Below are 20,675 nucleotides of genomic sequence, written 5' to 3' on the forward strand. Positions count from 1 at the left end.
CTCCCTTGTGTCGTTCGACTTGTGTCGAGATTACCCGGTACCCGCGGTCCCGGCTGTGTCGGCCGGCTTGGTCGCTGTCACCAGGTGGGTTCCGATGTAGGGGCCGCCCCACCACATCCGCCAGCCGAGATTCTGTCGCTGCACATGCTGCCAGCCGTTGGCGCGCAGACGCTCGGAATGGCGCCGAGTCTCCCAGATGTCGGCGATGGCCAGCCGGCCGCCGGGGCGCAGCACTCTGGCGGCCTCGTCGAGGGCGCGGGACCGCCCGGCCCGATCGGGGATGTTGTGGATGGCCAGGCTGCTGACGATGACGTCGACGCTGGCATCGTCGAAGGGCAGGGCGGTCATGTCGCCGGTGTGCACCTCGACCCGGTCGGCGACGCCCTCGGCCGCGGCGTTGGCCAGCGTCTGTTCCGGCGAGTTGCCGGTCTGATCGGCGCGCCACAGATCGACGCCGAGGGCGCGTCCGCGTGGCAGTCGTTTGGCCGCGGCATGCAGCACCGCGCCGCGGCCGCAGCCGAGATCGAGCAGCGTCTCGTCGCCGCGCAGGGCCAGGCCGTCGAGGATGTCGCGCCACACTGCGAACTTGCCGCGGCGGGTGGTGTGCACGAACGATGAGACGGTGCTCGCCAGAAGCGCGGCGGAAGCACCTGTGAGACAGGCGGTTCGGCGTCGACCGCGGGCCATGTTGACCACCGTGGCGATCGCCAGGGCTGAGACTGTGCCACCGGCGATCGCGGCCTGGGCGCGAGCGGACACTTTGTTGTAATCGCCGTCGAATCCGTAATCCGGGGAGTCCATTTCTCCCACGGTAGCCAGTTCAGCTGGGAGCGGGTGGGCTACGACGCGGCCGCGGCCACAGGTCGCCATACCTCGGCCAGGGTCTCCAGTGGAACCCCCAGGGCGTCGCTCAATCCGATGATGGTGCCGAATGCCGGGGAGGGGAGACGGCCGGTCTCGATCTTGCGCAGGGTCTCGGGAGATATGCCTGCGGATCGGGCGACGTCGTCGAGAGTGCGGGTCCCGCGGGCGGTGCGTAATGCCGCCCCGAGCCGTCGGCCTGCGGCGACTTGGTCGGGACTCAGCGGGGTGCGGACCACGCCACCACGGTAGCGCCGGTATTTGTATACCGCTAGTGTTGGTATTTAAATACCGAGGAGGATGTGGACATGATCGAGCTGAAGACCGGGGCCGAGATCGAGAAGATGCGGGTCACCGGGCGGTTCGTGGCCGAGGTGCTCAGCGAGCTGAGCGGGCTCGCCGCGATCGGAGTCAACCTGCTCGACCTCGAACACCACGCCCGCGACATGGTCAAACGGCGCGGGGCGGAGTCCTGCTATTGGGACTACGACCCGTCGTTCGGCAGGGGGCCGTTCCGCAACGTCATCTGCCTGTCGGTCAACGACGCTGTGCTGCACGGGCTTCCGCACGACTACCGGCTGTGTGACGGCGATGTGCTCACCATGGACTTCGCGGTGTCCATCGACGGCTGGGTTGCCGACGCGGCCCGCACCGTGATCGTCGGGACCCCCGCGGCCGCCGACGTGCGCCTGATCCGGGCCACCGAGGAGGCGCTGGCCGCCGGAACCGCTGCGGCCCGGCCCGGTAACCGGCTCGGTGACATCTCGGCCGCCATCGGCGCCGTCGCGGCCGATTACGGCTACCCGGTCAACCTCGAGTTCGGTGGGCACGGTCTGGGCCGGACCATGCACGAGGACCCGCATGTGCCCAACCGGGGCAAGCCCGGCCGCGGTATGAAGTTGCGGGCCGGGATGACGCTGGCCCTCGAGCCGTGGCTCGCCGCGGGCACCAACCGCATCGTCTACGACCGCGACGGCTGGACCATCCGATCGGCCGACGGTTCCCGCACCGCCCACACCGAGAACACCGTGGCGATCACCGAATCCGGCCCGCTGGTGCTGACTCGCTGAGCGTCGCGCTCAGTGCTCGGGCCGCAGCAACAGCGTGGCGATGACGCTGATGACCGCGGTGGCCACCAGGTATCCGCACGCCACCCACGGTGCGCCACCACCCGCGGCGATCAGCGCCGTGAGGATCAGCGGCGTCAAGCCCGAGGCGTAGACCCCGGAGAGCTGATACACCGTCGACAAGCCTGTGTAGCGGGTTCGGGTGGGGAACAGGGACGCGTAGAGCGTGCCCTGCGCGCCGTAGAACCAGGCGTGAATGACGCCGAACGCCAACAACATTCCCACCGCGTACGCCACGATGCTGCCGGTGCCGAACAATGCGAACGCGGGGAACACCACCACCGCGTACGCGGCGATACCCGACGCGTAGACGGCCTTCGGGCTGAAGCGGTCGGCCAGCAGACCCGAGACCGGCAGCAGTACCGCCATGAGCAGCGCCGCCGCGGTCACCACGACCAGTACGGGCACCTTGCCCAGGTGCAGGGTCGCGGTGGCGTACGAGATGGTGAACACGCCCCAGGTGTTGAACGCGGCGCCCTCGCCCCAGCGTGACAGCAGGCCCAGCACGGTCGAGCGCAGCGTCGGGGGACGGAAGATCTCCTTCACGGGGACCGCCGAGCGCTCGTCGTCATCGCGCAGCTTCTCGAACGCCGGGGTCTCGGCCACCCGGAACCGCACCACGACACCGAAGATCACCAGTACGACGCTGAACAGGAACGCGATCCGCCACCCGTAGGCCTGGAACGCCTCGGCCGACAGCCAGAGCTGCAACAGGACGAACACCCCGGTGCCGAGGGCCAGGCCCAGCGCCAGACCGACCTGCGGGATGCTGCCGAACAATCCGCGGCGATGACGAGGGCTGTGTTCGACGGCCAGCAGCACCGCGCCGGCCCACTCGCCGCCGAGGGCGAATCCCTGGACCACGCGCAACACCAGGAGCAGGACCGGTGCCAGCACGCCGATCTGCGCCGCGGTGGGCAGCACCCCCATCAACGCGGTCGCCGCGCCCATCAACAGCATGGTCAGGGCGAGCGTCTTCTTGCGGCCGATCCGGTCGCCGATGTGACCGAAGACGAATCCGCCGATGGGCCGGACCAGGAATCCGACCGCGAAGGTGGCGAATGCCAGCATCGTGCCGACGAAGGAGCTCTGGTCCGGGAAGAAGGTGTGGTTGAACACCAGGCTCGCGGCCGTGGCGTACAGGAAGAAGTCGTACCACTCGATCGTCGTCCCGAGCACGCTGGCCAGGACCGCGGTTCTCACCGTGTTGGGCGCGGCGGGTGCCGGCGCCTCGTCGACGAGCGGGTCAGCTTCGATAGTCACCCTAGATGAGTAGCCGCCCGGCCAGGCTCGGCCCACCGTTGTGCGCACCCTGATCGAAACTTCCCGAAAGCAACGAAATGGTCGCTACCGTCGTGCGGCAGCGACCATTTCGTTGATTTCGGTGATCAGGCGAAGCGGTTACCCGAATGCCAGGTCGATGATCTCCTGCTGCTCGACGGCATGCACCTTCGACGACCCCGACGACGGAGCCGACATCGCGCGCCGGGAGATCCGCTTGATCGGGTTGAAGTACTCCGGCAGCACCTCGGGCAGGGTCAGACCCAGCGACGGCCACGCACCCTGGTTGGCCGGCTCCTCCTGGACCCAGAACTTCTCCGTGACGTTCGGGTAGCGGTCCAGTGTCTCGGCCAGCCGGCGCCGCGGCAGCGGGGCGAGCTGTTCGAGACGCACGATCGCGACGTCCTCACGGTTGTCCTTGGCCTTGCGCGCCGCCAGGTCGTAGTAGATCTTGCCGCTGCACAGCAGGACGCGGGTGACCTTGCCGCGGTCGCCCTCACCATCGGTGTAGGAGGACTCCTCCAGCACCGAGCGGAACTTGTTCTCGGTGAAGTCGCGGATGTCGCTGACGGCGGCCTTGTTGCGCAGCATCGACTTCGGGGTGAAGACGATCAGCGGACGCTGGATGCCGTCGAGGCCGTGCCTGCGCAACAGGTGGAAGTAGTTCGCCGGGGTCGACGGCACCGCGATGGTCATCGAGCCCTCGGCCCACAGCTGCAGGAAGCGCTCGATGCGGCCCGAGGTGTGGTCGGGGCCCTGTCCCTCGTGGCCGTGCGGCAGCAGCAGCACGACGTCGGAGAGCTGGCCCCACTTGGCCTCACCGGAGCTGATGAACTCGTCGATGATCGACTGCGCGCCGTTGACGAAGTCGCCGAACTGGGCTTCCCACAACACCATTGCGTCGGGGTTGCCCACCGAGTAGCCGTATTCGAACCCAACGGCGGCGTACTCCGACAGCGCCGAGTTGTAGACCAGCAACTTGCCGCCGGTCGGGGTGCCGTCGGAGTTGGTGGCCAGCAGCTGCAGCGGCGTGAACTCCTCGCCGGTCTTGCGGTCGACGATCACGGCGTGACGCTGGGTGAACGTGCCGCGCTGGGTGTCCTGGCCGCTCAACCGGACCAGCTTGCCCTCCGAGATGAGCGACCCGAGCGCCAGCAGTTCGGCGAACGCCCAGTCGACCTTGCCTTCGTAGGCCATCTCGCGGCGCTTCTCCAGCACAGGCTTGACGCGCGGGTGCACGGTGAACCCGTCCGGCAGGGCCAGATGGGCATCGCCGATGCGGGCCAGCAGCGACTTGTCCACGGCGGTCGCGAGCCGCTGCGGGATCTGCTGGTCGGATTCGACCGACTCGCTGGGCTCGGCCGCGTGCTTCTCCAGTTCGCGAACCTCGTTGAACACCCGCTCCAGCTGGCCCTGGTAGTCGCGCAGGGCGTCCTCGGCCTCTTTCATCGAGATGTCGCCGCGGCCGATCAGGGCTTCGGTGTAGGCCTTGCGGGAGCCGCGCTTGGTGTCGATGACGTCGTACATGTACGGCTGGGTCATCGACGGGTCATCGCCTTCGTTGTGTCCGCGGCGGCGGTAGCACAGCATGTCGATGACGACGTCCTTCTTGAACGCCTGGCGGAAGTCCACTGCCAGCCGCGCCACCCAGGCGCAGGCCTCCGGGTCATCGCCGTTGACGTGGAAGATCGGCGCGCCGATCATCTTGGCGACGTCCGTGCAGTACTCGCTGGAGCGCGAATCCGTTGGCGCCGTGGTGAACCCGATCTGGTTGTTGACCACGATGTGGACGGTGCCGCCGGTCGTGTAACCGTTGAGCAGGGCGAGGTTCAGCGTCTCGGCCACCACACCCTGGCCGGCGAATGCCGCGTCGCCGTGCAGCATCAGCGGGACGACGGGGTACTCGCCGGAGACGTCGGCGTCCCTGCTGCCGTCCAGCAGATCCTGCTTGGCCCGCACCAGACCCTCGAGCACCGGGTCGACCGCTTCGAGATGTGAGGGGTTGGCGGTCAGCGACACCTGAATGTCGTTGTCGCCGAACATCTGGATGTAGTTGCCGGAAGCGCCGAGGTGGTACTTCACGTCACCGGAGCCGTGGGCTTGGCTCGGGTTCAGGTTGCCCTCGAACTCGGTGAAGATCTGGCTGTACGGCTTGCCGACGATGTTGGCCAGCACGTTGAGCCGGCCGCGGTGCGGCATACCGATGACCACCTCGTCGAGGCCGTGCTCGGCGGCCTGGTCGATCGCGGCGTCCATCATCGGGATGACGGTCTCGGCGCCCTCCAGTGAGAAGCGCTTCTGCCCAACATATTTGGTCTGCAGGAAGGTTTCGAACGCCTCGGCCGCATTGAGCTTGGACAGGATGTATTTCTGCTCGGCAACGGTCGGCTTGTCGTGCTTGATCTCGATGCGCTCCTGCAGCCACTTCTGCTGCTCGGGCTCGAGGATGTGGGTGTACTCGACACCGATGTGGCGGCAGTACGCGTCGCGCAGCACCGACAGCACGTCGCGCAGCTTCAGGTACTGCTTGCCGGCGAACCCGTCGACCTTGAATTCGCGGTCGAGGTCCCACAGCGTCAGGCCGTGGGTGAGCACGTCGAGGTCGGGGTGGCTGCGGAAGCGGGTCTTGTCCAGGCGCAGCGGGTCGATGTCGGCCATCAGGTGACCGCGGTTGCGGTAGGCCGCGATCAGCTCGATGATCCGGGCGTTCTTGTCCGTGATCGAGTCGGGGTTGTCGGTCCGCCACCGCACTGGCTCGTACGGGATGCCGAGTTCGCGGAAGATCTCGTCGAAGAACTCGTCGTCGAGCAGCAGCTGGTGGATCGTGCGCAGGAAATCGCCCGATTCCGCGCCCTGGATGATGCGGTGATCGTAGGTCGAGGTCAGGGTGATCAGCTTGCCGATGCCGACCTCGTTGATGCGTTCCTCGCTGGCACCCTGGAACTCGGCCGGGTACTCCATGGCGCCCGCGCCGATGATGGCGCCCTGGCCGGCCATGAGCCGCGGCACCGAGTGCACGGTGCCGATGGTGCCCGGGTTGGTCAGCGAGATGGTGACCCCGGAGAAGTCCTCGGCGGTCAGCTTGCCGTCGCGGGCCCGGCGCACGATGTCCTCGTAGGCGGCGATGAACTGGCCGAAGTGCATGGTCTCGCAGCGCTTGATCGCGGCCACGACCAGCGAGCGGTTGCCGTCTTTGCCGGGCAGGTCGATGGCCAGGCCCAGGTTCGTGTGGGCCGGCGTGACCGCGGCGGGCTTGCCGTTGGCCTCGGCGAAGTACCGGTTCATGTTCGGGAACTTCTTGACCGCCTGCACGATGGCGTAGCCGAGCAGGTGGGTGAAGCTGACCTTGCCGCCGCGGGTGCGCTTGAGGTGGTTGTTGATGACGACGCGGTTGTCGATCATCAGCTTGGCCGGGATGGCCCGCACGCTCGTCGCGGTGGGCACCTCCAGCGAGGCGTTCATGTTCTTGACGACGGCTGCCGCGGCGCCGCGCAGCACCTGCGTCTCGTCGCCCTCGGCCGGGGCGGGACCCGCCTTGGCGGGCTTGGCCGGGGCCGCCTTCGCCGGAGCTGCCGGAGCCGCAGCGGCCGGAGCCGGAGTCGCCGGCGCGGGAGTTGCGGGTGCGGCCGCCGCGGGAGCGGCGGGAGTTGCTGCCGCAGGCGCCGGCGGCGCTGCCGGTGGTGTCGACTGTCCGTTGGCGACGGTGTTGTCGGTGGTGGGTTCAGGGGAGTAGTCGACCAGAAATTCGTGCCAACTCGGATCCACCGAAGAGGGATCCTCGCGGAACTTGCGATACATCTCCTCGACCAACCACTCGTTCTGCCCGAATGGTGAAGGTGAACTGCTCACGGCAGACACTCGCCTCGATTCTTGTGTCCGGCCAGCCGTCACAAGGAGGCTTGCCGCTTGTGTTCTTCTGTGGGCGGTCGACCCCGTTCGTCCGCCGCATAAAGGCTATCGCCTTTCGGCGCCACCCGAGGTCGGCATGGGGGTGGCGGACTTAGCGGACGGCAGCACATGCAACGTTGCAGGCCACCGCGGCGGGGGCGCGCCGAACGCCTGGCGGGCGTTGGCGACGATCTTCTTACCCATCAGCCGGTTGCCGACGCCGCCGATGACAGCACCGATGCCGACCGGCAGCATCTTGCCGAAAGCCATCGCGCCGCGCTTGAGCGTATACCGCTTGACGAAGTACTTGACCAGCCGGGAGTTGAGCTGCGAAACCGCGGGCAACGGCAGCGTCGCGGCGCCGTCGGACAGCCACGCGCCGCTGGTACGTCCGGTGCCGATCAGGTCGGCGATGGCGTGCTTGCTGTCGTCGCCGACGAGCACCGAGAGCACCAGGGCGCGGCGCCGTTCGCGGTGGTCGGCGGGGATGCCGTACACCTCGGCGACCGCGAGCACGAACACCGACGTCGCCTCGAGGAACACCACCGTCTCCCCGGCCACGGCCGAGAGCGCCACCAGAGTTCCGATACCGGGGAACGCCGCCGCCGAGCCGACGGCCGCGCCGCTGGCCATCACCGCGGCCAGGTAGTGCTTCTCCAGCCGGGTCACGATCTCGGCCGGGGTGGCAGCGGGCTGTTGGCTGCGTAACCGGTCCACGTATGCCTTGACCGCGGGGGCCTGCACGCGTGAACTGCCCTCGATGATCGCCGAGAGCACCTTGGCCGCGGCACTGGGATCGGTCGTCTCTTCGACCTTGGCCGGTAGTTGTGCTTTGGACCGCGCAAACACTTCGGGGCCTCCCAGGTGTGAACCCATCGTTGACTGCCAGGCTAACGAACGGAGACCGGCTGCGGGTGCCCGAGGGTGACCGCTGTCACCGGGAACAAAAAACTCGAATGCGGGGCTGTTCAGCTTCATGGCATCATCGCGCGACGTGGACCAGACGACATCGCCAGCCGCGCCGAGCCGGATCCGGATGATCCTGGTGCTGGGGGCCCTCGTCGCGTTGGGGCCGCTGACCATCGACATGTATCTGCCCGCGCTGCCGCGGATCGCCGACGAGCTCTCGGTTTCCTCCTCGGTTTCCCAGTTGACGCTCACCGGAACCCTGGCCGGCCTAGCTGTAACTCCCAGACAGGTTGTGAACGGCGTGGTGAGCGGAAGTAGGTGAGGACCTCCGGTATCGGTGTGGTTACCAAATACGCACATCCGATTACCGAGAGGTCCTCATGGTCCACGCTAATGCTTCGTTGACTCCTCGTGGGCGGTTGCGGCTTGCGCAGGCGGTTGTTGATCAGGGCTGGAGTTTGCGGCGCGCGGCTGAGCGGTTCCAATGTTCGGTGGCCACAGCCAAGAAATGGGCCGACCGTTATCGCGACGGTGGCGAAGCAGCGATGGTAGACCGGCCCAGCCGGCCGCATCGCAGTCCGTTGCGGTTGCCGAAACGACGTGAGCGGCGCATCGTCAACCTGCGCTTCACCCGGCGCTGGGGCCCACATCGCATCGCCGCTTACCTGCACCTGCCACGCTCGACCGTTGAGGCGGTGCTGCGCCGCTACCGGATGCCATTGCTGCGGCACCTGGACCAAAACACCGGGTTACCGGTACGCCGGCCCAAACCCCGCCGCTATGAGCACCCGGCTCCCGGCGACTTGGTCCATGTCGACGTCAAGAAACTGGGCCGCATCCCCGACGGGGGCGGCCATCGCAAGCTGGGTCGCCAAGCCGGCCGGCGCAACCGCTGCGGCATGGGATACACGTTCTTGCACCACGCCGTTGATGACCACTCCCGGCTGGCCTACTCCGAGGACCTCACCGACGAACGCAAAGAAACCGCCGCGGGATTCTGGAAACGCGCCAACGCGTTCTTCGCCGACCACGGCATCACCGTCAAACGAGTGTTGACCGACAATGGATCCTGTTACCGGTCAAAGAATTTCGCTGAAGCGCTCGGCCCCGACATCACCCACAAGAGGACCCGGCCCTACCGGCCACAGACCAACGGCAAAGTCGAGCGATTCAACCGCACCCTGACCACCGAATGGGCCTATGCGCAGACCTACCGCTCTGAGGCCGAACGCGCCGGAACCTACCAGCACTGGCTGCATCACTACAATCACCACCGACCCCACACCGGCATCGGCGGAATGACACCAATCGAGCGCCTACGCGTTCACAACCTACCCGTGAAGAACACCTAGCGCTCGGGCAGCTGATCGTCGGCCCGCTGTCGGACTCGCTGGGCCGCAGGCGCCCGTTGATGTGGGGCATCGTGCTGCACATGGTGGCCTCGGTGCTGTGTGTGCTGGCGCCCGACATCGCGGTTCTCGGGCTGGCGCGCGGACTGCAGGGCATGGGTGCGGCGGCCGCCTCGGTGGTGGCCATCGCCGTGGTCGGTGACCTGTTCAGCGGCACGGCGGCGGCGACGGTGATGTCGCGGTTGATGCTGGTGCTCGGGGTGGCCCCGGTGCTGGCTCCGTCGTTGGGCGCGGCGGTGCTGTTGCACGGGTCGTGGCACTGGGTGTTCGTCGCGCTGGTGGTGGTGGCCGGCGGTCTGCTGGTGATGGCCGCGCTCGCCCTGCCCGAGACGCTGCCGGTTTCGCACCGGCGCCCGCTGGCGGTGGGCGGCATCATCGGCACCTACATCGAGCTTCTGCGTGACTCGCGGTTTGTGATCCTGGTCCTGGTGGCCGCGCTGGGCATGTCGGGGCTGTTCGCCTACATCTCGGCCGCGCCGTTCGTCCTTCAGGGCCACTACGGCCTGGACCAGCAGGCGTTCGCGCTGGTGTTCGCCGCGGGCGCCGTCGCGCTGATCGGCTCCACACAGTTCAACGTCGTGCTGCTGCGCCGGTTCTCGCCGCAGGCCATCACGGTGGCGGCGCTGAGCTGGTCGACGCTGGCCGGTGCGGTGTTCGTCGCATTGACCATCGCGCACGTGGGCGGGCTGTCCGCGTTCTTGGTGCCGGTGCTGGCGATCCTGGCGGGGATGGGCCTGGTCCTTCCCAATGCCCCGGCGGTCGCGCTGTCGCGTCATCCCGACGCTGCCGGAACGGCGGCCGCGCTGCTGGGCGCGGCTCAGTTCGGGCTCGGCGCCGCGGTGGCACCGGCGATCGGGGCCCTGGGCAACGGCGCGCCGGCGTTGTCGTGGGTGATGACGGCTGGCATGGCGATCGCCTTGGCGGCGCTCCTGCTGGTGGGTAGGCGTAACGGTGACGAGGAGCCCGGCGAATACACGGGCGACACGCTCGACGCCGCTCCGGAGGCGGTTGTCGAGCCGGCCTGACCCACGCCCGGGTAGCGTCGGCTGGGCCCGCCAACAACCCAACCAGGTCGGACCCGAGGCCCAACCCACCACATCGACATGTCTCCAGCGCTGAACGCCCGCACCCCGAGCCCGCAGGGCAATGTGTCCGCGCGTCCGGAGAATCCGTGGAACGCGCTGTGGGCCATGATGGTCGGCTTCTTCATGATCCTGGTCGACGCGACGATCGTGGCGGTCGCCAATCCGACGATCATGGAGGCCCTGGGCGCCGACTACGACGGCGTGATCTGGGTGACCAGCGCCTACCTGCTCGCGTATGCGGTGCCGCTGCTGGTCGCCGGCCGGCTCGGCGATGTGTACGGGCCCAAGAACCTCTATCTGGCCGGCCTGGCCGTTTTCACCGCGGCTTCGCTGTGGTGTGGCCTGGCCGGCAGCATCGACATTCTGATCGCCGCACGCGTGGTGCAGGGCATCGGTGCGGCCTTGTTGACGCCGCAGACGTTGTCGACGATCACCCGCATCTTCCCGCCCGAGCGACGCGGGGTGGCGATGAGCGTGTGGGGTGCGACCGCCGGGGTGGCCACCCTGGTCGGGCCGCTGGCCGGCGGCGTGCTGGTCGGGGGACTGGGCTGGCAGTGGATCTTCTTCGTCAACGTGCCGATCGGGGTCCTGGGTCTGGCGCTGGCGGTCTGGCTGGTCCCGGTGCTACCCACCCAGCCGCACCGGTTCGACGTACTGGGCGTGGTGTTGTCCGGCGTCGGCATGTTCCTGATCGTGTTCGCGCTGCAGGAGGGGCAGTCGCGGGACTGGGCGCCGTGGGTGTGGGCCACCGGTGCGGTCGGCATCGCGATGATGGTGGCGTTCGTGTGCTGGCAGGCGGTGAACACCGCCGAGCCGCTCATCCCGCTGCGGATCTTCAAGGACCGCGACTTCAGCCTGGCCAACGTGGGCGTTGCGACGATCGGGTTCGCGGTGACCGCGATGATCCTGCCGTTGATGTTCTACGCCCAGACCGTGTGCGGGCTGTCGCCGATCCGCTCGGCCCTGCTGACCGCGCCGACCGCGATCGCCAGCGGTGTGCTGGCGCCGGTGGTGGGCCGCATCATCGACCGGGCGCATCCGACGCCGGTGATCGGCTTCGGCTTCTCGGCCATGGCGATCGGGCTGACCTGGCTGGCCATGGAGATGACCCCGACGACCCCGATCTGGCGGCTGCTGCTGCCGCAGCTGGTCATGGGCATCGGCATGGCATTCATCTGGTCTCCGCTGGCGGCGACCGCGACGCGCAACCTGCCGCCGGACCTGGCCGGGGCCGGGTCCGGCGTGTACAACGCCACGCGCCAGGTCGGGTCGGTGCTGGGCAGCGCCGGGATCGCGGCGTACATGACGTCGCGCATCGGCGCCGAACTGCCGGGGGCGGCAAATGCGGCGCCCCGCGGGGAGGGTGCGGCCGCCGAACTGCCCGAGTTCCTGCACGTGCCGTTTGCCGCGGCGATGTCGCAGTCCATGCTGCTGCCCGCGTTCGTCGCGTTGTTCGGCGTGGTGGCTGCCCTGTTCCTGCTCGGTTTCGGCAATGAATCGACCTTCGCGGCGGCGCCCGGGCGGGACGCGAACCCCGAGCCCTACCTGGATCCCCGTGACGACGATGACGACGACTACATCGAGTTCACCGTGAGCCATGACGGTGATCCGGACGCGATCACCGACCAATTCCGCGCACTGCCGGTGGCCCTCCCTGAAGCCGTGGACCCCGACAAGTGGGAGAACATCTACGCCGAGTTCATGGCCGAGCGCGATGGAACAGCACAGCGGGATTGAGATATCCGCCCGGATCGAACGCGGCCTTGACGGTGCGCATGGCCGCGATGTCGGCCTCGGTTCGTGACATCGCCACATAGTCGCGTTTACGTGAGCCGACGCCGTGTTCAGAGCTGACGTTGCCGCCGCAGTCGGCGATCAGCGTCATCATCGCGGCGTACAGCCCGGGTTCGGAATCGGTGGAACAGCGCAGCACATTCAGGTGCAGATTGCCCTCGCCGATGTGCCCGAACAGCACCGGGATCGCTTCTGGCGCATGGCCGGCGATCAACTCGGCCGATGCGTCGGCGAAACCCCGGATCGCCGACAGCGGCAGGGAGACGTCGAATTTCAGTGGCGGGCCGAACAATCCGAGCACCTCGGCCACCGACTCGCGGACCTGCCACAACCGCTGCTGCGCGGTTGTGTCGATGCCGACGGCGGGCTCGCCGCACAGGTCGGCGCCTTCCAGCGCGTCGGCCAGACGTTCGGTCTGGTCGGTGTCGCCGGCCAATTCGATCAGCAACTGCCAGGCGCCGTCGACCGGGGCGGCCACGCCGAGGTGCTCGGCGGTCAGCGCACTGGCCCGGGCGTCGACCAACTCCAGCGCGGCGATGCCCTCGAGGTCACGGAAGATCCGGCCCGCGCCGACGAGTGCATCCAGGTCGGCGAAACCGCAGATCGCGGTGACCCGGTGGGTGGGCGTGGGGTGCAGCCGGAGGTCCAGCGTCGTGATCACGCCGAGCGTGCCCTCGGCGCCGACGAACAGGGAGGCCAGATCGTAGCCGGTGTTGTCGCGGCGGACCTGGCTGTGCCGGTGCACCACCGACCCGTCCGGTAGTGCGATGTCCAGACCCAGCACCTGCTCGCCCATGTTGCCGTAGCGCACCGTGCGCAGACCCCCGGCGTTGGTGGAGGCCATCCCGCCGACCGTTGCCGATTCGCGCGCGGCCAGGTCGACGCCGAAGACCAGACCGGCGGCGGACGCGGCCCGCTGCACGGCGGCCAGGGGAGTCCCGGCACCGACGGTGACCCGGCGCTCGACGGTGTCGATGGCACCGATCCCGGTGAGTCGCTCGGTGGACAGCAGGATGTCGTCGTTCTCCGGCACCGTCCCGGCCACCAACGAGGTCCGGCCGCCCTGCACCGTGACACACGCGCCCGCGTCGCGGCAGGCCCGCAACACCGCCGCCACTTCGTCGGCGTTGCCGGGGCGGACCAGCGCTGTCGCCTGCCCGCGGTAACGCCCGGTGTGGTCGACGCAGCGGCCGTCCAACACGTCGGGGTCGGTGGTGACGTACCCGGCACCGACAATCCCGGCAAGTGTTTCGGTAAGCGTTTCAGTCACCGGTTGGGTGTATCACAGGATCGGTCAGGGCCAGGAATGCGCCGAGCGCGATCAGGCTGTCCGGCTGAGCTGGCAGATAGTCGGTGAGCTGGGGTGAGCGCACGATGTACGCGACGTACTTGGCCCGGCTGATCGCCACGTTGAGCCGGTTGCGGTTCAGCAGGAACCCGATCCCGCGGGGCACATCGGCGGCCGAGGAGGCCGTCATCGACACGAACACCACGGGCGCCTGCCTGCCCTGGAACTTGTCCACCGTGCCGGCCTGCACCTCGGTCAGGCCCGCCGCGTCCAGAGCTCGTCGCACCGTGGTCACCTGGGCGTTGTAGGGCGTCACCACCAGGAAGTGGTCCTGCCCCAGCGGCGTGCTGCCGTGCTCGTCGGTCCAGGTGGTGTCCATCAGCCCGGTGATGGCCGCAACGATCGCGTCGGCCTCTTCGGGACTGTCGGTCGAATTGCCCAGGTGGGCGACCTCGAGTACCCGAACTCCGGGTTCGATACCGTCGAGTGTGCGTGCGGCACTGACCTTTTCGTGTGACTGCAGGCGGCCGTCATAGGACAGTCGCGAGACCGGGCCGCACACCGCCGGATGCATCCGGAACGAGCAGTCCAGGAAGTAGCCGCGCTCGGCCGGCAGCGTGTGCGCGCCCTCGACCAGCCAGCCCAATGCCGAATCGTCGACCGGCGCCGGGTGGGTGCCCTGGCAGACCTGGGGCAACTGCTGCGGATCACCCAGCAGCAGCAGATTGCGCGCAGCGGGGGCCACCGCGATGGTGTTGGCCAGGTTGAACTGACCGGCCTCTTCGATCACCAGCAGGTCGAGGCAAAGGCGTGGGACCCGGGCCTCGTTCGCGAAATCCCACGCGGTGCCGCCGATCACGCATCCTGGATGATCCGCGATGAACGAGGCATAGGCGTTCTCGCCGATCTCAGTCCACCGCGGGTCGGCGCCCTTGCGTTTCTTGGCGACCTGTTCGGCGGGAACGCCTGCGTCGAGCACCTGATCCAGCAGGTGTTCGATCACCGCGTGTGACTGCGCGACGATGCCGATGCGCCAACGGTGTTCGTTGACCAGGCCGGCGATGATCTGCGCCGAGGTGTGGGTCTTGCCGGTGCCGGGCGGCCCGTGCACCGCGATGTACGAGCAATCCAGATCCAGCAGCGCCGCCGTGATGTCGGCGGCAGTCCCGCCGCCGCGGGGCAGCGGCCGGCCGCTGACGGTGCGCGGCGGGCGCCGCAGCAGCACATCGGTCACCGCGTCTGCGGGCAGGGTCGGCAGACCGGCGGAGACGGTGGTGGCCGTGCTGTCGATGGACACCTGCAGGGGCCGGGTGTTGATCGGCGGGCCCGGGGTCAGCGCGAACGGCACCTGGGCGAAGGTGTCACCGTCCTTGGGCTGGCGTTCGGTGATCAGCACCTCGGTCGGTGCTTCCGGATTGTCGCAGCCGATGACCGCGGCGCTGCCGAAGCCACGACGGTCCGGGTCGTCGGACAGGCCTGCCGGCGCCGGCGGCGTGTACAGCGCGTAGACCTCGGTACCCAGCTCCCCGGCGTCGATGGCGCCGGTCAGCAGCACCTGCCGCTGCGGTTTGCGGGCCCGTGGCGGGGTGTGCCAGTCGGTGACGACCTGCGCCTTCTCGGCGACGAAAACGCCTGTGCTGTCGGCCCATTCGTCGACCGGATTGTTGAGCCGGTCGAAATGGCCCCACCAGAAGGGTTTGTCCTCGCGTTTGTGGAAGCCGCGCGCCGCGGCGATGAGCGCCGCCGCCTGCTGCTCGGCCGTTCGGGGTTCCACTCCGTCGCCGGCGAAGCGCAGCAGCTTGCGGTCGACGGCGTCGGCCTTCTCGATCGGCGCTCCGTCGCGCACCGGTTGCGGGCCGCGCGGCGGCACCTCGGCTTCGAATGCCCGATTGATCAGCCAGTCCCGCAGCCGGTGGGTGGACCGGCAGTCGTAGCGGTTGTAGTCCTCGATCTCCTTGAGCACGGTGGCGGCCTCGTCGTGGTGACCGGCGTCGCGCAGTGCGCAGTAGCGTGCGTATTCGGTGATCGAATCGGTGGCCTTGGTGACCTCACCGTCGCGCAGTTCGTTACCCATGTAGAGCGGTTCCAGCGACTTGATGCTGTAGTTCTCGGTGCCGACGCGAATACTCTTGCGTACCAACGGAAGCAGGTCGACGAGGATACCGTTGCGCAGCAGGTCGTCGACATCGTTCTCGCCCACCCCGTAGCGGCCCGCCAGCCGCAGCAGGGTGCTGCGTTCATAGGGCGCGTAGTGGTAGATGTGCATCTTGGGAAAACGCTTGCGCCGCTTGCGGACCAGGTCCAGGAAATCGATGAGCACCTGGCGTTCGCTGGCCCGGTCGTGCGCCCACAACGGCTGGAAGTTCCCCTCGGCGCCCAGGACGCCCCACAGGTATTCCAGTCCCCAGTCCTGGCCGTTGGCCGTCCACAACGGGTCGCCCTCGTAGTCGAAGAACAGGTCGCCCTTGTCCGGATCCGGAAGCAGCATCAGCGGTTGCGGGTCGACGACTTCGTATGGCGGCTTGCCGTCTGGGTGCGGTGCCACCTGCAGGCGGGCCTGCCCCCGCAGCGCGGTCAGGTTGCGCTGGGCCAACCCCGGCACCGCATCGGTGTGGCCGGCCAACTGATGGGTGGTGGTGACACCGGCCTCGATGAGCCGGGCGCGCTGACCGGCCCGAATCCCGGCCACCAGGAACAGATCGTCGGTGGCGCGGATCTGCTGCTCGCATTCGCTGCAGCCGAAACACGCCCGCACCGTGTCGTCGGACCAGCGCACTGCGGTGCCGCTGTCCAGATGACCGTCGAGCAGTGCCTGTAGCGCGGTACGCCGCGGCCGGTACACCGCCAGCAGTTCGTCGACGCGGTAGCTGGACATCGCGCCGTCGCCGAGGACCAGGTCGACCTCATCGGCGACCGGCACCCCGGCGGCCGACAGCACATCGGCGTAGGCGGCCAGCTGGAGCAGCGCCTCCACCTTCACCGAGCGGGACAGTTTGGTGTCCCGCAGGCGGTAGCGCTTCCCGTCCCAGATCAGGAAATCGGCGAACCCGGCGAACCGTCCGTCGAACATCGCGGCCTGATAGATCGCCGGGTCGCGGCGTCGCACGGCTTCCAGGGTGGCTTCGGCCGCGGTCGTCAGCCCGGCCGCCGTGTAGGTGGGCCGGCCGATCACCGTCACCTCAGAGTCGGCGCGCAGGTCCTCGAGATGGCGCTGCTCGTGGTCGCCGCCGAGTTGTGCGGTGCGAGCCAGCAATTCGTCGTCGGACGACAGCGCCGGGCCACGACCGAGCTGCGCGTCGAACGAACGTAGCAGGGCGTACTCACAGCGGGCGGCCGCGGCCAGATCCGAGGCGCTGTAGATGACCGTCGGACCCGACGCGCCGTCGTCGGTGACGAACACGCTGCCACTGTAGGTCAGGGCACGGACATGGAGGCGAACCTAGATGTTGCCCATCAATTCCACACCGCCGCCGTTCCAGCGGAACTTCACCGTGCTGGCCAGTCCGTGGAGTCCGCCGGAGTACTGCAGTGCCACGGTGTCGCCGGTGCTGGCCGTCTTGTCGATGCCGTTGAAGCCATAGGTGTCCGGCACGCCGGTCGGGATGAACTTGCCCAGGTGGAAGAGCACGGCTCGGGTGTTGGGGTGTTCGGAGTTGGTGTTGGCCCGCACGATCACCGCCGACAGTTGCGCGCACTCGTTGTAGTTGCCCGCCAGCGGCTCAGGGCTCCAGGACTGATTGCTGCGTGGGTCCCGGGGCAACTCCGAGACGGCCTTGGAGATCTCGGGGGCGGCCAGGTTCACCGCGCAGGGATCGGCCTGTGGTGGCGCCGGCGCCGGGGCAGCCTTCGCCGCAGGGGTGGACACCGACGTCGGGGCCGGACCGGGTCCGGCGTCGGGGGTTTTGGAGACGGTGGAATCGCCCGATCCGCACCCCGAGAGCGTGAGCACGGTCGTCACAACGACCCCGGGGGCCATGGCGAACACTGCGACCCGATTCACAGTTGGGCAACCTACCGCGCCCCCGTGGCGGGTTTGTGCAGGCGCGCGGCCGGGATTCCCTTCGATTGGCACTAGACTTCTGAACCGATGACCTCGCCAGACCCGGATTCGGGGGATACCGCCCCAACGTTTGCCGACCTGCAGATTGACCCTGCGGTGTTGAAGGCAGTGACTGATGTCGGCTACGAGTCGCCGTCGGCAATTCAGGCCGCGACCATTCCGGCCATGCTCGCGGGCTCGGATGTGGTCGGGCTGGCCCAGACCGGTACCGGCAAGACCGCGGCCTTCGCCATCCCGATCCTGTCCAAGATCGACACCACCAGCCGCAACACCCAGGCGCTGGTGCTGGCACCGACTCGTGAGCTGGCATTGCAGGTCGCCGAGGCATTCGGCCGCTACGGCGCGCATCTGCCCGCGATCAACGTGCTGCCCATCTACGGCGGGGCGTCCTACACCGTTCAGCTGTCGGGCCTCCGGCGCGGAGCGCAGGTGGTGGTGGGCACCCCGGGTCGCGTGATCGATCACCTCGAGCGCGGCACGCTGGATCTGTCGAACCTGGACTACCTGGTGCTCGACGAGGCCGACGAGATGCTCACCATGGGCTTCGCCGAAGAGGTCGAGCGGATCCTCGCCGACACCCCGGAGTACAAGCAGGTGGCGCTGTTCTCGGCCACCATGCCGCCGGCCATCCGCAAGATCACCACCAAGTACCTGCACGATCCGGTCGAGGTCACGGTCAAGGCCAAGACCGCCACCGCCGAGAACATCACGCAGCGGTTCATCCAGGTGGCCGGCGCGCGCAAGCTGGACGCGCTGACGCGGGTGCTCGAGGTCGAAGAGGGCGACGCGATGATCGTGTTCGTCCGCACCAAGCAGGCCACCGAGGAGGTCGCCGAGCGGCTCAAGGCCCGCGGTTTCGCGGCTGCGGCCATCAACGGTGACATCAACCAGGCCCAGCGTGAGCGCACGATCACCGCGCTCAAGGACGGCACGATCGACATCCTGATCGCCACCGACGTCGCCGCGCGCGGTCTGGACGTCGAACGCATCTCGCATGTCGTCAACTACGACATCCCGCACGACACCGAGTCGTACGTGCACCGCATCGGCCGCACCGGCCGGGCCGGACGCTCGGGGCATGCGCTGCTGTTCGTCACCCCGCGCGAACGCCACCTGCTCAAGTCGATCGAGAAGCACACCCGGTCGAAGGTCATCGAGGCCGAGCTGCCCAGCGTCGACGATGTCAACGCGCAGCGCGTGTCCAAGTTCCGTGACTCCATCACCGATTCGCTCAATGGTCCGGGCCTGGAGTTGTTCCGCCGGATCATCGAGGACTACGAGCGCGAGAACGACGTGCCGATGGTCGATATCGCCGCGGCATTGGCGTTGCAGTCGCGCAACGGCGAAGAGTTCCTGATGACGGAACCGCCGCCGGAGAAGCGCCGCGAGCGCGACCGTGACGATCGGGGCGAGCGGCCCGCGCGCAAGGAGCGCCCGCCGCGCGAGGGCTTGGCGACGTACCGGATCTCGGTGGGCAAGCGGCACAAGGTGGGGCCCGGCCACATCGTCGGCGCCATTGCCAACGAGGGCGGACTGCACCGCAACGAGTTCGGCCACATCACCATTCGCGGCGACTACTCGCTGGTGGAGCTGCCGGAGAAGCTGCCGAGCAAGACGCTCAAAGCCCTGGAGAACACCCGGATCTCGGGCATGCTCATCAATCTGGAGCGGGAGTACGGCGAGCGCGCCGACCGGGGTGACCGCGGGCCGCGCCGCGAATACAAGGGCCGTTCGGAGTACAAGGGCCGATCCGAGAACAAAGACCGCTCGGGGAAGCCGCACCGGAAGACCAAGTGACGGTCTCCAGGAGCGTGACGGGGCCGTCGGATCAGGGTGGCCTTGAGTCGATAGACGCACCAGTTTCCGCGTCGACTCGGGTTGCGTCACTGACCGGGATCCGCGCGGTGGCCGCCATCCTGGTGGTACTGACGCATGCGGCCTACACCACCGGTAAATACGGGCAGGGCTACCTCGGGCTGGTGTATTCACGCGCCGAGATCGGTGTACCGATCTTCTTTGTGCTCAGTGGTTTCCTGTTGTTCCGGCCCTGGGTGAAGGCCGCCGCGACGGAGGGACGTGCGCCGTCGGTGCGCCGGTACGCCTGGCACCGGGTGCGACGCATCATGCCGGCCTATGTGGTGACGGTGCTGCTCGCCTACTTGCTCTACCACTTTCGCACCGCGGGTCCGAACCCCGGCCACACCTGGATCGGCCTGTTCCGCAACCTGACCCTGACCCAGATCTACACCGACGACTACCTGTTCTCCTTTCTGCATCAGGGGTTGACCCAGATGTGGAGCCTGGCGGTGGAGGCGGCGTTCTACGTGGTCCTGCCGCTGATCGCCTATCTGCTGCTGGTGGTGCTGTGCCGGCGACGCTGGCGGCCGGGGTTGTTGTTCTTCGGGCTGGCCATGCTGGCCGCGGTGTCACCGCTGTGGCTGTGGATCGTGCACGATTCCACGAATCTTCCTGACGGTGCCCGGCTTTGGCTGCCCACCTACATGGCCTGGTTCGTGGCAGGGATGGCGCTGACCGTGCTGGGGCAGCTCAAGGTGCGCGGTTACGGGATGGTGTGTGTGCCGTTGGCCGTGGTGTGCTACTTCATCGCGTCGACGCCGCTCGCGGGTGAGCCGACGACGTCGCCCGCCAAGCTGAGCGAGGCGTTGGTGAAGACGTTCTTCTACGCGGTGATCGCCGCATTGCTGGTGGCGCCGCCCGCGCTCGGTGACCGCGGTTGGTACAACCGCTTTCTCGCGTCCCGGCCGATGGTCTTCCTCGGCGAGATCTCCTACGAGATCTTCCTGATCCACCTGATGATCATGGAACTGGTGATGGTCGAGGTGATGCGCGATCCGGTCTACACGGGGTCGATGCTCAACCTGTTCGTGCTCACGATGGTGTTCACCATCCCGGCGGCCTGGCTGCTGCACCGGTTCACGCGCGTCCGCTCCTGAGCATTTAGTTAGGGTATGC

At 68.0% G+C, this 20,675-nt stretch carries 13 protein-coding genes and 2 pseudogenes; 7 read left to right on the forward strand and 8 right to left on the reverse strand.

Annotated elements, in window-relative coordinates; all coding sequences use genetic code 11:
* Positions 1 to 30: 30 nt before the first annotated feature.
* Complete coding sequence (locus ACNQVK_RS13120) at positions 31 to 801, reverse strand: class I SAM-dependent methyltransferase (protein ID WP_418029854.1); 771 nt, start codon at positions 799 to 801, stop codon at positions 31 to 33.
* 38 nt (positions 802 to 839) lie between these two features.
* Positions 840 to 1,100 (reverse strand): helix-turn-helix domain-containing protein, encoded by a 261-nt coding sequence (locus tag ACNQVK_RS13125; protein ID WP_418029855.1) that lies wholly within the window; start codon positions 1,098 to 1,100, stop codon positions 840 to 842.
* Positions 1,101 to 1,169: 69 nt separating this feature from the next.
* Here ACNQVK_RS13125 and map point away from each other — a divergent pair, with 69 nt between their 5' ends.
* Positions 1,170 to 1,931, forward strand: a complete 762-nt coding sequence (gene map / locus ACNQVK_RS13130) for a type I methionyl aminopeptidase (RefSeq protein WP_418029856.1) — start codon at positions 1,170 to 1,172, stop codon at positions 1,929 to 1,931.
* Positions 1,932 to 1,940: 9 nt separating this feature from the next.
* Here map and ACNQVK_RS13135 read toward each other — a convergent pair whose 3' ends face one another.
* The 3 genes from ACNQVK_RS13135 to ACNQVK_RS13145 form a co-directional block, all read right to left on the reverse strand.
* Positions 1,941 to 3,251 (reverse strand): MFS transporter, encoded by a 1,311-nt coding sequence (locus tag ACNQVK_RS13135; RefSeq protein WP_418029857.1) that lies wholly within the window; start codon positions 3,249 to 3,251, stop codon positions 1,941 to 1,943.
* A 138-nt stretch (positions 3,252 to 3,389) separates the two neighbouring features.
* A complete protein-coding gene (locus tag ACNQVK_RS13140; protein WP_418034152.1) occupies positions 3,390 to 7,067 on the reverse strand; it encodes a multifunctional oxoglutarate decarboxylase/oxoglutarate dehydrogenase thiamine pyrophosphate-binding subunit/dihydrolipoyllysine-residue succinyltransferase subunit in 3,678 nt (1,225 codons plus the stop codon).
* A 156-nt stretch (positions 7,068 to 7,223) separates the two neighbouring features.
* Positions 7,224 to 8,006, reverse strand: a complete 783-nt coding sequence (locus ACNQVK_RS13145; RefSeq protein ID WP_418034153.1) for a hypothetical protein — start codon at positions 8,004 to 8,006, stop codon at positions 7,224 to 7,226.
* Between the two features lie 127 nt (positions 8,007 to 8,133).
* On the opposite strand from ACNQVK_RS13145, the pseudogene ACNQVK_RS13150 reads away from it, so the two are divergent.
* The 4 genes and pseudogenes from ACNQVK_RS13150 to ACNQVK_RS13165 form a co-directional block, all read left to right on the forward strand.
* Positions 8,134 to 8,382, forward strand: a pseudogene (locus ACNQVK_RS13150) (Bcr/CflA family drug resistance efflux transporter); the annotation flags it as partial.
* A gap of 64 nt (positions 8,383 to 8,446) precedes the next feature.
* Positions 8,447 to 9,418 (forward strand): IS481 family transposase, encoded by a 972-nt coding sequence (locus ACNQVK_RS13155; protein ID WP_043988055.1) that lies wholly within the window; start codon positions 8,447 to 8,449, stop codon positions 9,416 to 9,418.
* Positions 9,415 to 10,500, forward strand: a pseudogene (locus tag ACNQVK_RS13160) (Bcr/CflA family efflux MFS transporter); the annotation flags it as partial. The gene ACNQVK_RS13155 and the pseudogene ACNQVK_RS13160, both read left to right, overlap by 4 nt.
* A gap of 78 nt (positions 10,501 to 10,578) precedes the next feature.
* Entirely contained in the window at positions 10,579 to 12,297 is a 1,719-nt protein-coding gene (locus ACNQVK_RS13165; RefSeq protein WP_418029859.1) for a DHA2 family efflux MFS transporter permease subunit, read from the forward strand.
* On the opposite strand, the gene ACNQVK_RS13170 is transcribed toward ACNQVK_RS13165, so the two are convergent.
* The 3 genes from ACNQVK_RS13170 to ACNQVK_RS13180 are packed head-to-tail and all read right to left on the reverse strand — an operon-like array spanning position 12,260 to position 17,618.
* Positions 12,260 to 13,624, reverse strand: a complete 1,365-nt coding sequence (locus ACNQVK_RS13170) for an FAD-binding oxidoreductase (RefSeq protein WP_418029860.1) — start codon at positions 13,622 to 13,624, stop codon at positions 12,260 to 12,262. The genes ACNQVK_RS13165 and ACNQVK_RS13170 overlap by 38 nt on opposite strands.
* Positions 13,617 to 17,042, reverse strand: a complete 3,426-nt coding sequence (locus tag ACNQVK_RS13175) for a TM0106 family RecB-like putative nuclease (protein WP_418029861.1) — start codon at positions 17,040 to 17,042, stop codon at positions 13,617 to 13,619. The genes ACNQVK_RS13170 and ACNQVK_RS13175 overlap by 8 nt, the downstream gene beginning before the upstream one ends.
* A 39-nt stretch (positions 17,043 to 17,081) precedes the next feature.
* Entirely contained in the window at positions 17,082 to 17,618 is a 537-nt protein-coding gene (locus ACNQVK_RS13180; protein WP_409549151.1) for an LppP/LprE family lipoprotein, read from the reverse strand.
* A 111-nt stretch (positions 17,619 to 17,729) separates the two neighbouring features.
* On the opposite strand from ACNQVK_RS13180, the gene ACNQVK_RS13185 reads away from it, so the two are divergent.
* On the forward strand, positions 17,730 to 19,499 hold the full coding sequence (locus tag ACNQVK_RS13185) for a DEAD/DEAH box helicase (protein WP_409549056.1): 1,770 nt from the start codon (positions 17,730 to 17,732) through the stop codon (positions 19,497 to 19,499).
* Positions 19,496 to 20,656 carry an acyltransferase family protein gene (locus ACNQVK_RS13190; protein WP_418029862.1) on the forward strand — a complete coding sequence of 387 codons (1,161 nt, stop codon included), beginning with the start codon at positions 19,496 to 19,498 and terminating at the stop codon, positions 20,654 to 20,656. The genes ACNQVK_RS13185 and ACNQVK_RS13190 overlap by 4 nt, the downstream gene beginning before the upstream one ends.
* Positions 20,657 to 20,675: the final 19 nt, after the last annotated feature.

Source organism: Mycobacterium sp. 134, from assembly GCF_048282715.1.
In the GTDB taxonomy this organism is placed as follows: Bacteria; Actinomycetota; Actinomycetes; order Mycobacteriales; family Mycobacteriaceae; genus Mycobacterium; species Mycobacterium septicum.